The sequence below is a fragment of the Micromonospora sp. PLK6-60 genome (genome assembly GCF_019890675.1).
Classification (GTDB): Bacteria; Actinomycetota; Actinomycetes; order Mycobacteriales; family Micromonosporaceae; genus Micromonospora.
Window position 1 is genome coordinate 99,166 of record NZ_JAIOAA010000006.1, and the last position, 13,779, is coordinate 112,944.

Sequence of the window (13,779 nt, forward strand, 5' to 3'; positions counted from 1 at the left end):
CGGGCGTGTCGCGACGCTAACTTCATGATCAACGGGGCGACGCGCGCGCCGACGCGGGGTCAGTGGAGGGCAGGGGGGCGGCGGAGGGCCGTGAGGAGGGGGGTCAGGCGGGATTTGAGGCTGGCCAGGCCGCCGGGGAAGAAGTAGACGGCCAGGATGAAGACGGTGCCGAGGACGAACAGCGGCTGGCTCAGCGGGTGGCTGAGGAAGGCGGGCAGGCTGTTCACCGCGTCGCTGCTGCCGAAGGCGGTGAGGCGGTGGTCCAGGTACATGTAGAGGATGCCGCCGAGGACCGGGCCCCAGCGGGTGCCGGGGCCGCCGAGCACCACCATGACCAGCAGCGACAGGGTCAGCTCGGAGGACGTGATGTGCGGGCTGGCGCCGCCGACGATCAGGCAGTAGACCACCCCGGCCGCCGCGGCCAAGCCGCCGGCCAGGGTGAACGCCACCAGCTTGAACCGGTACGGGTCGAGCCCCAGCACCCCGATCCGCCGCTCGTCGTCGCGCAGCCCGGCCAGCACCCGCCCGGTCGGCGACCCGCTCACCCGGTGCACCACCAGCACCACCACGGCCAGGTACGCCAGCGCCAGCCAGTACAGGTTTACCGTGTTGGCCACCCCGACCAGCCCGGCCGGCAGCCCGGACACGTCCAGCGGCAACCCCTCCTCGCCACCGGTCAGCCCGCCGAAGTCGCGGGCCACCAGGATCGCCCCGACCTGGGCGAAGGCCAGCGTCACCATGGCGAAGGCGATGCCCACCGTACGCAGCGCGATGGCGCCGAGCAGCGCGGCCAGGATCGTCCCGCCGGTGATGGTGAGCAGCGCCGCCTGCCACAGCGGCAGCCCGGCCCGGGTGATCAGGATGTCGGTGCCGTACACCCCGGCGGCGAAGTAGAGCGCGTGCCCGAAGGAGAGCAGCCCGGTCCGGCCGAAGAGCAGGTCGTAACCGGCGGCGAGACCACCGAAGACCAGGCAGACGGCGAGCAGTTGCAGGGTGCCCGGCGAGTTCAGCGGCCCCTCGAAGATCCCCGGCAGGGTAAGCGTCGAGTACGGCACCGCCAGGGCCAGCGCCAGCGCCACCAGCGGCAGGTACGGCCGCAGCCCGTGCCAGCGCCGGTGCCCGGGGGTCAGCTCGGCGGGCACCGTGGCCGGCGGCGCGGGCACCTCGGGGCTCTTCACCTCGGTCATGCGGTTGCCACCTTTCCGGCGAAGCCCTGCGGGCGCAGCAGCAGCACCACGGCCAGCAGCGCCACCACGCAGACGTCGCCGAGGCCGGAGGGGCCGTAGTAGTTGACGAACTGTTGCAGCAGCCCCACCGCGACCGCCGCGTACGCGGAGCCGACCACCGAGCCCATCCCGCCGATCACCACCACGATGAAGGCGAAGATCAGCAGGGAGCCGCCCTGGCCGGGCGAGACGTTGCCGAAGTAGACGCCGCCGAGCGCGCCGGCCAGCGCGGCGGCGGCCCCGCCGATCGCGAAGACCAGGGTGAACGCCTTCCGCACGTCGATGCCGAGCGCGGTTACCATCTCCCGGTTCTCCACGCCGGCCCGGATGATCAGGCCGTACCGGGTCCAGCGGAGGAACGCCAGCAGCGCGGCCAGCACCACCGCGGCGGCCACGATCAGCAGCAGCCCGGCGTTCGGCACGTTCGCGCCGAACACGGAGGTGACCTCCCGGGTCCACGCCGGTCGGGGGAACGGCCGCGGGTCGGCGCCCCAGGTGGCCTGGAGCAGCGCCACCCCGGCCAGCGACAGGCCGACGGTGACCAGCACCTGTTCGATGGTGCGGGAGTAGAGCGGCCGGATCAGCACCAACTCGACCAGCACCGCCACCAGCACGCCGGCGGCCAGCCCGAAGGCGACGGCCAGCACGAACCCGAGGCCGTCCGGGCCGGCGCCCGGCAGGTTCCCCGACGCCCACCAGGTGGCGTACGCGCCGACGCCGAGGAACAGGCCGTGCGCGAAGTTGAGCACGTCGGCCAGCCCGAAGACCAGGGAGAGGCCGGAGGCGACCAGGAAATACAGTGCCGCCAGGCCCAGCCCGGTCAGCGTCAGCAGGATGACCGTGCTCATCAGCTCTCGTCCTTCCGTACGCCGGCGGCGGTCGGCGCCCCGTGCTGGCCGCCGTCGCCGGAGCCGACGCCGAGCAGCGAGCGGGTCAGCTCGGCCTCGCGCAGCAGCACGTCCGCGGCACCGGTCCAGGCGACCCGGCCGGCGGCGAGCACCACCGCGGCGGCGGCGAGCCGGCGGACCACCGCCAGGTTCTGCTCGACCAGCAGCACCGGCACGGACTCGGCGACCCGTTCCAGCACCTCGGCCACCTCGGTCACCACCTTCGGCGCCAGCCCCTTGGTCGGCTCGTCGACCAGCAGCAGCCGGTTGTCGTTGAGCAGCACCCGGCCGATCGACAGCATCTGCTGCTGGCCGCCGGAGAGCGAGCCGGCCCGCTGCCGCCCGCGCCGGTCCAGTTCCGGAAAGAGGGAGTAGACCCGGTCGTACGCCGGGGTGGTGCCGCGCCGTTCGGCGAGCCGCAGGTTCTCCGCGACGGTGAGGCCGGCGAAGACGCAGCGGTCCTCCGGCACGTAGCCCAGGCCCGCGCGGACCAGCCGGTGGGTGGGGCGGTCGAGCAGGTCGTGCCCGTCCATCCGTACGCTGCCGCGCGCCTCGCCGTTGCGCGGCGTCAACCCGACGACGGCGCGCAGCGTGGTGGTCTTGCCGACGCCGTTGCGGCCGAGCAGCACGGTGACCCCGGTGGGCGCGACCGTGAACGACACCCCCTGGAGGATGTGCAGCCCGGCGATCCGCACCGACAGGTCCGCCACGGTCAGGATCGGCTCCACTGAGCCCTCTATCGTTCGCGACTGCGGGGCTCGCAAACCCGGCTCACTCCTCGCACTCACTAGAGCGCCTCCCCCAGGTACGCCTCCTGGACGGTGGCGTTGGCCATCACCGTGTCCGGGGTGTCGCAGGCCAGCAGGGCGCCGTGGTGCATCACGGCGATCCGGTCGGCCAACTCCAGGATCACGTCCATGTGGTGCTCGACCATCAGCACCGACCGCCCGCTGTCGCCGGTCAGCGACCGGATCACCGCGACCAGTTCGGGCACGTCCTCGGCGCTGACGCCGGCCATCGGCTCGTCCAGCAACATCACCCGGGGTTCCCCGGCGAGCAGCAGGGCGATCTCCAGCTTGCGCTTCTCGCCGTGGGCGAGGGTGCCGGCCAGGGCCGTACCCCGGTGGTGCAGGCCGACCCGGTCGAGCGCCGCGTCGGCGGCGGCGGCGACCTCCCGGTCGGCCGCCGCCCGCCGCCACAGCTTCATCGAGCCCCCGCGGTGCGCCTGCACGGCGAGCCGGACGTTCTCCCGCACGGTGAGCGAGCCGAAGACCGAGGACGACTGGAAGGTACGTCCCATCCCCAGGCGGGCCCGCCGGTGCGGGGGAAGGGCGGTGATGTCCTTCCCGTCCAGCAGGATCCGGCCGTCCGTCGGCCGGCGCAGGCCGGTGATCAGGTTGAACAGTGAGGTCTTGCCGGCGCCGTTGGGCCCGATGACGCCGAGGAACTCCCCGGGCGCCAGGTCGAGCGCGACGTCGTCGACGATGGCGACCTCACCGATCCGCCAGGTCAGACCGCGGGTGGCGAGCACGGTTCAGCCCTTCATCTGGGTGACCGGCGGCGCGGACTCGTCGCCGGTCAGGGTCTTCTGCGCGGTGGCGGTGAAGTCGGTGCCACTGCCGGTCAGCTTGGCCTGGTACATCGGCTGGATCAGGGCGTGGTCGTCGGCGCGTACGGTCATCCGGCCCTTGACGCCCTCGAACTGCCAGCCCTCCAGACCCTTGATCATCTTCTCCACGTCGTCGCCGCCCTCGGCGACCGCGCGGACCACCATCTGGGCGGCGGCGAAGCCGTCCGGGTGGAACAGGTCGAGCTTGCCGCCGGGGATCTTGGCCTTGGCGGCCTTGGCCGCCTCGGTGTCGCTGGCCCCGTCGAAGTAGTGCGACAGGAACGAGATCTTGCTGCCGGCGGCGCCGAAGGTCGGCCAGGAGGCCCGGATGTCCAGGCCGGTGACGACCGTGGTGGAGGAGAGGACGCCCTGCTGGTCGAGGGTCTGCCACATGGCCGGGGCGGTGGCGCCGGCCCAGGCGACGAAGAGCAGGTCCGGCTTGGCGGCCTTGATCTGGCTGGCGAACGGGGTGAACTCGGTGGCGCTGGCCGGGGCCCGGACGCTGCTGACGGTCGCGCCGGCGCCGCCGATGACCGCCTTCACCGCGGCCTCGTTCGCGTCACCGAAGGCGCCGTCCTGGGCGAAGACCACGACCTTCTTGCCGCTCGGGTCGCCGATGAACGACTTCGCGGTCACCACGTCCTGGTAGGACTGCCGGCCGGAGCGGAACGTGTACCGGTTCGCGCCGGTGACCGCGTCGGTGGCGGCCGGTCCGGAGATGAACAGCACCTTGTTCTGCGCGGCGATCGGGGCCACCTGGAGGGCCACGCCGGACGCGGTGGAGCCGGCGAGGATCTTGGTGCCCTTGCCGATCAGGTCCTTCGCCGCGGAGACCGCCTTCGCCGGGTCACCGGCGTCGTCGACCTCGGTCAGCTCGATCTTCCGGTCGCCGACCTTGCCACTGCCCTTGGTGGCGTAGTCGAGCCCGGCCTTGAAACCCTCGATGTACTGCTTTCCGTAGCTGGCCAGCGGGCCCGACTGGGAATAGACCAGGCCAACCTTGACCGGGGCGGCGCTGTCGCCGCCGCCGGTGGCGGTCTCCTGCGGGCTGCCACAGGCGCTTGCGGCGAGCGCCGCGGCCATCATGGTGGCGGACAGGAACGCCCGCCGCGTCGTCCGGACCGTCATTGCGACTCCACGTGAGGACTCGGAGGTGGGGGGAACTCTATGTGTCGGCTCACGCTAGAAGTGACGTCACCCACGGGCTATGTGGTGGACGCACACAAGTCACCGGGATGGGATGGCCTGGCGTTACAGCCTGCGGCCCCGGGCCGTAACCGGCCCGACGCACGGTGGCCGTGATCGCCACCGCCCGGTCGGCGGGTGTGTCGCACCCCGCCATCGCCCGGCAGCCCCCGGCGAGGGCCGGAGACGCCGGTGGCCCGGCGGGGCCGGGCCGGCGGGCGCTGCACGCCTCCACCGGCACCGGCACCCGCCGGGCCACCACTGCCGTCCGCGCCGGTCATCCGGTCACGGCGACCTCGCCGGTCAGCTCATCGACTCCCCGCCAGGGAGCGCCGGCGCCGGCCGAGCACCAGCAGGACCACGCCGGCGAGCAGGGCCAGCGAGCCGCCGGCGATGAGCCCGGTCAGCTTGACACCGGTGACCGGCAGGTGCTCCCGGCCCTTGCCGTGCGGCGGTCCGGGCTTCTGCACCCGCTTGTTGTTGAACGTGCAGGTGATGGCCTGCCCCCGCTGCGGGGTGACCACGCTGTTCACCACGGGTACCTGCCGATCGGTGCCGGTGAGCACGCACCGCAGCGGTCCGGGTTCGTAACCCCGGGGGCCGCCGGACTCGGTGAGCCGGTAACCCACCCGAGCCTGAACCGACACCCTGGTGACCGCCGGGCTGCCGGACCTGCCGCTGATCGGCTTCGCGCCGTTGAGCGGCGTCGCGGTCAGCAGCCAGTCGGTGGGCTTGGCCCTCCTGCCGTCCCAGCCGTCCCCACCGGACCAGCCGTCCCCACCGGACCAGCCGTCCCCACCGGACCAGCCGTCCCCACCGGACCAGCCGTCCCCGCCGGACCAGCCGTCACCGCCGGACCAGCCGTCACCGCCGGTCCACACGTTCTTGACCAGGGTGAGGTACGCCCGCCCCGGGTCGAGCTGGCCGTTGCGCCAGGTGCAGGTGTAGCTGCGGCCGGCGATCGGGGTGAGCACGTTGCGCGGGGTCGGGACCACCTGACCGGTGTCGTTGAAGACGCAGCGCACCGCGCCGATCTGGGCGTAGCCCGCCGGCCCACCACTCTCGGTGAGGGTGTAGCCGACCCCGGCCACGGCCACCGCGCGGGTCACCGCGGGCTGGCCGCTGCGGCCGTTGATCGGGGTGGCGGAGGAGCCCGGCGGTGGGGTGGCGTGCAGCAGCCAGTCCCGCGGTCGAGCCGTGCCGCCGAACCTGTTCTCCACCGTCTTGACCAGCGTCACGCGGGCCTGGCCCGGCGGCGGCGGGAGCTGCCGGTTGGTGAACGTGCAGGTGACCCGCTGCGTCGGCCCGGCGGTGAGCACGCTGCCCGGGGTCGGTACCACCAGCCCGGTCGCGTCGTCGACGCAGCGCACCCCGTCGACCTGCTCGTACCCGGCGGGGCCGCCGGTCTCCCGCAACTGGTAACCGACGTTCGGGCCGATCTGCGCGTTGGTCACGGACGGTTCGCCGCTGTGCCCGCTGATGACCGGGAGCACCAGCGAGCGCGGCTCCGCGCGCAGGGTCCAGTCCGCGGGTCTCGCGGTGCCGCCGTACGGGTTCTGCACCGCCTTCACCAGCGTCAGCAGGGTCACGCAGGTGACCGTGTTGGTGATCTGGAAGGTGTTCGTCCCTTCGACGAGGAGCTGCTCGCCCAGGTCACCGCTGGCCGTGTTGCTGCAACCGGGCGGCAGCAGCGCGGTGTCGAGCCGCTCGTCGATCACCACCGTCTGCCCGGACTGGAAGGTCGAGTACTCCTCGCCCCAGTTCCGCTCGACGTCGGACAACAGCAGGGTCGCCTGGAACTGCGGCGGCTGGGTCGGGTTCGGATAGGCCGTCCCGTTGATCACCCAGTTCTTGTTGACCACGACCGTGGCCGGCGGGTCGGCTGGGGCGGCCGCCCGCGCCGGCCCGACGGCCTGCGGCACAACCAGCGGCAACAGGCCGGCGACCAGCGACAACGCCGCAGCGGCACGCCACGGTCGGCGTGCTCGTCTCGTGCTCAGAATCGACATTCATTACCCCCGTACGCCGTGTGTGGCACGGCGCGATCCCCGGCCCGCCTGTGCACGGGCCACGCGGGTGTCAGTATTTAGTTATTCGTCCCGTTTTGCTCCCTATTAGGGCATACCGAGGATCTTTCGCCTACAAGCCCGGCGACAAGTTCGTAGCGTCTGACCAGGACCCGGCACGCCCGCCGGAGCACCACGACCACCCGGCGACGACCACAGAACGTGGGGCCCGGCCGCCGCCGGACCCCACGAAACGTGCTGGTCAGAGGCCCGCGCGGGCCGCCACGGCGGTGTCCGGCTGGTCGGCGAAGACGCCGTCCAGGCCGAGGCCCAGGAAGAGCTCGTACTCGGCGGTGATGTCGCCGCGGGCGTTGGGGTCGGCGCCGATCCGGAAGTCGACCGGCAGGAACTGGTTCTCCACCCGGAACGTCCAGGCGTGCACCACCAGCTTGACCCGGTGCGCGTCCCGGATGACGGTGGTCGGGGCGAGCAGCCGGCCGCCGGCGTCCCGGGGCACGATCAGGTTCTTGTTCGCCCCGATGCCGTCGGCGTACTTCGCGATCCAGGCCAGGCCGGCCGGCGTGGCCAGGTCCTGGTAGCTGCGCGCGTCACCGGCCACGGTGAAGTCGTACGGGCGGCCGGCGGCGTCGAGCAACTGGACCAGCCGCACGTCGATCATGCGGTCCAGCTTGCGCAGGTTGGCCGTCTCGAAGGACTGCACGAAGACCGGGTCGTTGCGGTGGGTGAGCCGGTTGGCCTTCAGCACGGCGACCAGCGGCTCCTCCAGCGGCAGCCCGATGGCCGCGAAGTAGCTCGGGTGCTTGGTCTCCGGATAGACGCCGATGGTCCGGCCACGCGCCGTGGACTCGGTCCGGGCCAGGTCGATGACCTCCTGGAAGGTCGGCACCTGGAACAGCCCGTCGAAGGCGGTGTTGGCGACCCGCACCTGCGACAGCCGCTCCTTGGCCCGCAGCGTCTTCAGCTCGGCCAGGGTGAAGTCCTCGGTGAACCAGCCGGTGACCGACACGCCGTCGATGGTCTTGGTCGCCTTGCGGCCGGCGAACTCCGGCCGGGCGGCCACGTCCGTCGTACCCGAGATCTCGTTCTCGTGCCGGGCGACCAGCACGCCGTCCTTCGTCGAGACCAGGTCCGGCTCGATGTAGTCGGCGCCCATCCGGATCGCCAGGCGGTACGCCTCCAGGGTGTGCTCCGGGCGGTACCCGCTGGCGCCCCGGTGCCCGATCACCACCGGCCGCACGGCCTCCCGGGACCGGTCCGGGCCCGGCTTCGGGTCGGCGGACGCCACCGCCGGCACCACCACGGCCGCCGCCAGCAGCGCCCCGGCCACACCGAGGGCGGAAAGGGTACGTCGCATCGCCGTCTCCTGATTCGTCGAGGGATGCGCACAGCAGACCGGCCCCGGCTGACCGCCAGTTGGTCGAGGGCTGGCCGGGAGGTGAATCTCCGGGTTGCGGGTTTCCGCACCGGGCGCGGGCGGAAAGGGAAAGATTGTCTGGTGCGCCGGTTTCTCCGTCATCCCGTACGGCTGGTGCCGTTGGGCTTCCTGGCGGTGATCCTGCTCGGCACCGGTCTGCTGATGCTGCCCTGGGCGGACAGCGAGCACCGGTACACCCCGTTCGTCACCGCGCTGTTCACCGCCACCTCGGCGGTCTCGGTGACCGGCATGGCCGTCAACGACACCCCGACCTACTGGAACACCTTCGGCCTGGTGATGATCACCGTGCTCACCCAGGTCGGTGGGCTGGGCATCCTCACCGGCGCGGCGCTTGTCATCCTGGCCGTCTCCCGGCAGCTCGGGCTGCGCAACCGGCTGCTGGTGCAGGCCGAGAGCGCCGAGTACGGCATCGCCGACGTACGGTGGCTGCTGCTGCGGATCGCCGGCACGGTGTTCACCGCCGAGGCCCTGATGACCGCCGTCGTCGCCGGCCGGCTCTGGCTGGCGTTCGACTATCCACCCGGCCACGCGCTCTGGTCGGCGGTCTTCCACTCCGTGCAGGCGTTCAACAACGGTGGCTTCACCCTGTATCCGAACGGGCTGCTGGCCTTCTCCCGCGATCCCTGGATCATGCTGCCGCTCGCCCTGGGCGGGATCGTCGGCGGGCTCGGCTTTCCGGCGCTCTTCGAGGCGGTCCGCGAGTGGCGGCGACCGCGCGGCTGGGCGGTCGCCACCAAGCTCACCATCTGGGGCAGCGTGGTGCTGCTGGTGGTCGGCTTCGCTTACCTGCTGGTCGCCGAGTGGGCGAACCCCCGCACCATCGGCACCTTCGACCCGGCGGGCAAGGTGCTCGCGTCGTTCAGCCAGATCGCGCTGAGCCGCACCGGCGGGTTCGACGTGGTCGGCGTCGGCAAGCTCACCGAGGAGAGCTACCCGATGCTCATCGCGTTGATGTTCATCGGCGGGGGCAGCGCCAGCACCGCCGGCGGCATCAAGGTGTCCACGTTCTTCCTGCTCGGCTTCGTCATCTGGGCGGAGCTGCGCGGCGAGCCGGACGTCACGATCGGCAACCGCCGGATCGCGGCGGCCAGCCAGCGGCAGGCGCTGACCGTGGCGCTGCTCAGCGTGGCCCTGGTCGTCGGCGGCACGGTCTGCGTGATCGCCCTCGTCGAGCACGTCCGGTTCTACGCCGTGCTGTTCGAGGTGACCTCGGCGTTCAGCACCACCGGCCTGACCGTCGGCGTCACCTCCCGACTGCCCGAGCCCGGGCAGTACCTGCTGGCCGCGCTCATGTACATCGGCCGGATCGGCCCGCTCACCCTCGGCTCGGCGATCGCCCTGAACACCCGGCGCCGGCTGTACCGCTACCCGGAGGAGCAACCCATTGTCGGCTAGAACGACGGACGACAGCCCCGTCGCGGTGATCGGCCTGGGCCGGTTCGGCTGCCACCTCGCCGGTTCCCTCACCCACCTCGGCCATGACGTCCTCGCCATCGACCGGTCCGCCGACCGGGTGCAGCGCTGGTCCGGTCAGCTCGACCGGGTGGTGCAGGCGGACGCGACCGAGGAGGACGCGCTGCGCCAGCTCGGCATCGCCGACTTCCACCGGGTGGTGGTGGCCATCGGGGCGTCGGTGGAGGCGAGCGTGCTGACCGTGCTCGCCCTGACCGAGCTGGGCGTGCCGCAGATCTGGGCCCGGGCCACCTCCGGCAAGCACGCCAAGATCCTGTCCTCGGTCGGCGCGCAGCACGTGGTCTTCCCCGAGGCGGAGACGGGCGAGCGGGTGGCCCACCTGATCGTCAGCCGGATGCTCGACTTCATCGAGTTCGACGACGACTTCGCCATCGCCAAGGTGCGGGTGCCCGCGTCGCTGGCCGGCCGCCCGCTGCGGCAGATCACCCCCGCCGAACGGTACGGCGTGATGGTGGTCGGCGCGAAGCTGCCCGGCGAACGGTTCCGCTACGCCTCCCCGGACACCGTGCTCGCGCCGGAGAGCGTACTCATCGTCGAGGGGACCATCGGCCAGGTGCAGCGGTTCGCGGCCCTGGCCTGACCACGGCCCTCACTTCTTCGGGCCCTTGCCGGCGTCCTTCTTAGGCTTCGGCTTGGCGGCTCCCTTCTTCGCTACTTTCCCGCTTTTTTTCCCTCACCCTTGCCCTTCGCGGCGTGCTTCGGCTTGGGCTTCGGCGGCTTGGTCTTCGCGGCGGCGCCGCCGCCGCTGCCCGCCGCCTTCGCGGCCGGCGCCTTCGCCGGGGCCTTGGCGGTCGTCGTCTTCGGCGCCGCGGGCGGCGGCGGGACCGAGCCGGCCACCCCGGCGACCTCCACCCCGCAGGTGGTGTCGCCCAGCCGGAACTCCACCGGCAGTGGGTTGGTGCCGGTGTACGAGCCGGTCAACGCCACCTTCTGCGCCGCGCCGGGCGCCAGCGCGTCGCGCCCGGCGGCCGGGGTGATCTCCACCGTCCGGCCCGCCTGCCGGGCCGGCACCGGGGTGGCACCGGCCACCTTCTGCTTGCCCGGGAAGGTGAAGCTCATCGTCCAGCCGCGCAGCTCGGTGCGGCCGGTGTTGGTGAGCGTCAGGTCGGCCGTAAAGTCCTTGCCGGTGTCCCGGCGCAGCACGTAGTCCACGTCGCAGGAGACGGACGGCGACAGCCCCATGGCGGCCTCCACCGGCCGGTCCACCCCGCCGCTGGCCGGGCTGCGGGAGGTGAGCCCCCAGACGCCGGCGGTCACCGCGACCAGGCCCGCGGCGGCCACCCCGGCCTCGACCCGGCGGCGGCGGGACACCGAACGGCGGGTCCGCTCCCGGGAACGGACGCTGGAAAAGGGCAACGCGTCGGTGTCCGTGGACCACGGCAGGATCGTGGTGCCGACGCTGGACAGCAGCGCCGGGTCGTGGGTGCCGGGCGCCGGCGAGACCGGCACGGCCGCGAGCACCCCGGCCGCCTCGGCCAGCGTACGGGCCAGCTCGGCGGTGGCCGGCCGGTCGGCGGGACGCTTGGCCAGGCAGCGGCCGACCAGCTCGGCGACCTCGTCGGGCAGCCCCGGCACGGCCGGCAGCGGGCCCGGCTCGTGGTACATGTGCGCGCGGAGCATCTCGGTGGTCGTCCGGGCCTGCCAGGGCAGCCGGCCGGTAAGCATCCGGTAGAGCAGCAGGCCCACCGCGTACACGTCGGTGGCCGGGGAGACCTGGCCGTTGTCCAGCCGCTCCGGGGCCAGGTAGGCCGGGGTGCCGAGCAGCGCGCCGTCCGGCCCCTTGTCGCTCTCCCCCACCAGCGCCGAGATGCCGAAGTCGACCACCTTCACCCCGGTCGAGGTGAGCATGACGTTGCCCGGGGTGACGTCGCGGTGCACCACGCCCCGGGCGTGCGCGGTGGCCAGCGCCGAGGTCACCTCGGCGCCGATGGTCACCGCCTCCCGCCAGGGCAGCGCCCCGCCGGCCAGCCGGGCGCTGAGCGGGCCGCCGTCCACCAGCTCCATCACCACGTACGGCACGGTCAGCCCGACCTGCTCGGACTCGCCGTAGTCGTACACGTTTGTGATGTTGGGGTGGCAGAGCCGCGCGGCGGCCTGCGCCTCCAACCGGATCCGGTGCCGGAACGCCTTGTCGCTGGCCAGCCGGGAGGCGAGCACCTTGACCGCCACCTGGCGCCCGAGCACCTCGTCGTAACCGCGCCAGACGACCGACATGCCGCCCGCGCCGAGCTGTTCGATCAGCCGGTACCGCTCATCGAGCAGTTGTGCGCCGTTGCGTGCAGCTCCACCCATGGTTCGAGCTTTTGCCCGCCAACCCCCCGGCTACACCTCTACCGTCAGAATCGGTCACGAATGTCACCCGATCAGGCGGTAGCGAGCAGTTGGTCCACCGGCGCGAAGTCGTCGGTCAGCACCAGCGCGTCGCCCACCCATTCGTCGAAGGCGGCGCCGTGCAGCAGCACCGCTGGCTCGGTGAGCCCGCCGACCCGGCGGTCCAGCGCGGCCAGCGGCAGCGGCACGTCGGAGGCCACGATGACGAAGTTGCTGCCGTGCTGGTTGTTGATCGCGGCCGGCGGGGCGATCAGCGCGACGTGCCGGAACTCCGCCGCGACGGTGGCCAGCTCGCTGCGGATGAACCGGCCGGGCGGGTAGTCGATGACGTTCTGCTGGTAGACGCCGCCCGGCCGGAGCACCCGGCGGATGTCGGCGGCCATCTCCCGGGTGGCCAGGTGCCACGGCACCACCAGGTGACCGAAGGCGTCGCCGACGATCAGGTCGCGGCTGTCGGTGGCCTCCCCGCCGAGCAGCACCCGGGCGTCACCGACCTCGGCGCGCAGCCCCGGACCGGTGCGTACGCCCAGTTCGCGGCGGTCCAGGTCGACGAGCGCGCCGTCGATCTCGAAAACCAGGTTGTCGGTGCCCGGCCGGGTGGCGGTCAGGTACCGGGGCATGGTGAACCCGCCGCCGCCCAGGTGCAGCGCGTCCAGCGGGCGACCCTTCGGCGCGGCCTCGTCGGCCACCACCCCGAACCACTGGGTGTACGCGTACTCCAGGTGCGTCGGGTCGGCCAGGTCGACGTACGAGTGCTGGGCGGAGTTGAGCAGCAGGAACCGGCCGCTCGGCCGGTCCGGGTCGGTGTCGACCCGCGCGCAGTGGTACGCCGTCTCGGTGTCGCACGGGTTCGGCGCGACCGCGCTCAACCCCGCCCCGACCAGGCCCAGCACGGCCAGCGTGGCCTTCGCCCGGGTCGGACCGGGCAGCCCGGCCGGCACCTGCCGGCGCAGGTACGCCCCCAGCGCCAGCCCGGTGACGCCCAGCAGCACCGCCAGCGCGATCACGATCACCGTGCTGGGCAGGGCGGCCACCAGCACAAACCCGGTCACCAGGGTGGCGGTGATGCCGCCCAGCGTGCCGATGCCGGAGAGCCGCCCCACCACCTGCCCGGTGCGGCGCAGGTCGGCGAGCTGAAGCTTGACCACCAGCGGGGTGACCGCGGCGAGCAGCGCCGCCGGGACGAAGACGGCCAGCGCGGTGAGCAGCAGGATCCCGCTGGCCGCGCCGCCGCGCAGCACCTCACCGGCGTACCGGACGATCGGCAGGGTGACCGCGGTGGCGATGCCGGCCAGCACCAGCGCGGGCGCCAGCAGGGTGCGCGGGTCCCGCCGGTCGGCCAGCCAGCCGCCGGTCCACGCCCCGTACGCGATGGCGGCCAGCGCGATGCCGATGACCGAGCTGGTCACCTGGAGGGTCACCCCGACGTACGGGCCGACCAGCCGCAGCGACACGGTCTCCAGCACCAGCACGGCGCCGCTGGACAGGAAGACCAGGAACGCGGCGAGGCCGTTGGGCAGGGCCCGGTGCCCGGTCGGGACGTCGGTCACGGCCTCGGCCGCGACCTCGGAGGATGCGGAGTTCACCGGGGCGATGGTACGCAGCG

11 protein-coding genes are annotated in these 13,779 nt (G+C 72.7%); 2 read left to right on the forward strand and 9 right to left on the reverse strand.

All coding sequences use genetic code 11. The annotated features are described in order from the left end of the window. Nucleotides 1-59: 59 nt before the first annotated feature. From K7640_RS13855 to K7640_RS13885, 7 genes are all read right to left on the reverse strand, one after another. A complete protein-coding gene (locus K7640_RS13855; protein WP_222955219.1) occupies nucleotides 60-1,187 on the reverse strand; it encodes a branched-chain amino acid ABC transporter permease in 1,128 nt (375 codons plus the stop codon). Further along, a complete protein-coding gene (locus tag K7640_RS13860) occupies nucleotides 1,184-2,074 on the reverse strand; it encodes a branched-chain amino acid ABC transporter permease (RefSeq protein WP_222955220.1) in 891 nt (296 codons plus the stop codon). Before K7640_RS13860 ends, K7640_RS13855 begins: the two co-directional genes overlap by 4 nt. Continuing rightward, nucleotides 2,074-2,841, reverse strand: a complete 768-nt coding sequence (locus K7640_RS13865; protein ID WP_222955221.1) for an ABC transporter ATP-binding protein — start codon at nucleotides 2,839-2,841, stop codon at nucleotides 2,074-2,076. Before K7640_RS13865 ends, K7640_RS13860 begins: the two co-directional genes overlap by 1 nt. Before the next feature lie 59 nt (nucleotides 2,842-2,900). Next, nucleotides 2,901-3,644, reverse strand: coding sequence for an ABC transporter ATP-binding protein (locus K7640_RS13870; RefSeq protein WP_222955222.1), 744 nt, complete (start codon nucleotides 3,642-3,644; stop codon nucleotides 2,901-2,903). A 3-nt stretch (nucleotides 3,645-3,647) separates the two neighbouring features. Further along, entirely contained in the window at nucleotides 3,648-4,850 is a 1,203-nt protein-coding gene (locus tag K7640_RS13875) for a substrate-binding domain-containing protein (RefSeq protein WP_222955223.1), read from the reverse strand. Nucleotides 4,851-5,215: 365 nt separating this feature from the next. Next, nucleotides 5,216-6,862, reverse strand: a complete 1,647-nt coding sequence (locus K7640_RS13880) for a hypothetical protein (protein WP_255608976.1) — start codon at nucleotides 6,860-6,862, stop codon at nucleotides 5,216-5,218. Between the two features lie 313 nt (nucleotides 6,863-7,175). Next, nucleotides 7,176-8,288, reverse strand: a complete 1,113-nt coding sequence (locus tag K7640_RS13885) for a glycerophosphodiester phosphodiesterase (protein WP_222955225.1) — start codon at nucleotides 8,286-8,288, stop codon at nucleotides 7,176-7,178. A gap of 141 nt (nucleotides 8,289-8,429) precedes the next feature. Between K7640_RS13885 and K7640_RS13890 the strand changes: the two genes are divergently transcribed. Both K7640_RS13890 and K7640_RS13895 read left to right on the forward strand, forming a co-directional pair. Continuing rightward, nucleotides 8,430-9,764, forward strand: coding sequence for a TrkH family potassium uptake protein (locus K7640_RS13890; RefSeq protein ID WP_222955226.1), 1,335 nt, complete (start codon nucleotides 8,430-8,432; stop codon nucleotides 9,762-9,764). Continuing rightward, nucleotides 9,754-10,422, forward strand: coding sequence for a TrkA family potassium uptake protein (locus K7640_RS13895; protein WP_222955227.1), 669 nt, complete (start codon nucleotides 9,754-9,756; stop codon nucleotides 10,420-10,422). The genes K7640_RS13890 and K7640_RS13895 overlap by 11 nt, the downstream gene beginning before the upstream one ends. Nucleotides 10,423-10,493: 71 nt before the next feature. Here K7640_RS13895 and K7640_RS13900 read toward each other — a convergent pair whose 3' ends face one another. Beyond that, nucleotides 10,494-12,134 (reverse strand): serine/threonine-protein kinase, encoded by a 1,641-nt coding sequence (locus K7640_RS13900; protein WP_222955228.1) that lies wholly within the window; start codon nucleotides 12,132-12,134, stop codon nucleotides 10,494-10,496. Nucleotides 12,135-12,205: 71 nt separating this feature from the next. Then, on the reverse strand, nucleotides 12,206-13,759 hold the full coding sequence (locus tag K7640_RS13905) for a fused MFS/spermidine synthase (protein ID WP_222955229.1): 1,554 nt from the start codon (nucleotides 13,757-13,759) through the stop codon (nucleotides 12,206-12,208). Nucleotides 13,760-13,779 lie beyond the last annotated feature (20 nt).

Bases quoted from the DNA above. Each gene is read 5' to 3' on its own strand.
- K7640_RS13855 (WP_222955219.1), bottom strand. From the start codon at position 1,187: ATGACCGAGGTGAAGAGCCCCGAGGTGCCCGCGCCGCCGGCCACGGTG.
- K7640_RS13860 (WP_222955220.1), bottom strand. From the start codon at position 2,074: ATGAGCACGGTCATCCTGCTGACGCTGACCGGGCTGGGCCTGGCGGCA.
- K7640_RS13875 (WP_222955223.1), bottom strand. From the start codon at position 4,850: ATGACGGTCCGGACGACGCGGCGGGCGTTCCTGTCCGCCACCATGATG.
- K7640_RS13885 (WP_222955225.1), bottom strand. From the start codon at position 8,288: ATGCGACGTACCCTTTCCGCCCTCGGTGTGGCCGGGGCGCTGCTGGCG.
- K7640_RS13900 (WP_222955228.1), bottom strand. From the start codon at position 12,134: ATGGGTGGAGCTGCACGCAACGGCGCACAACTGCTCGATGAGCGGTAC.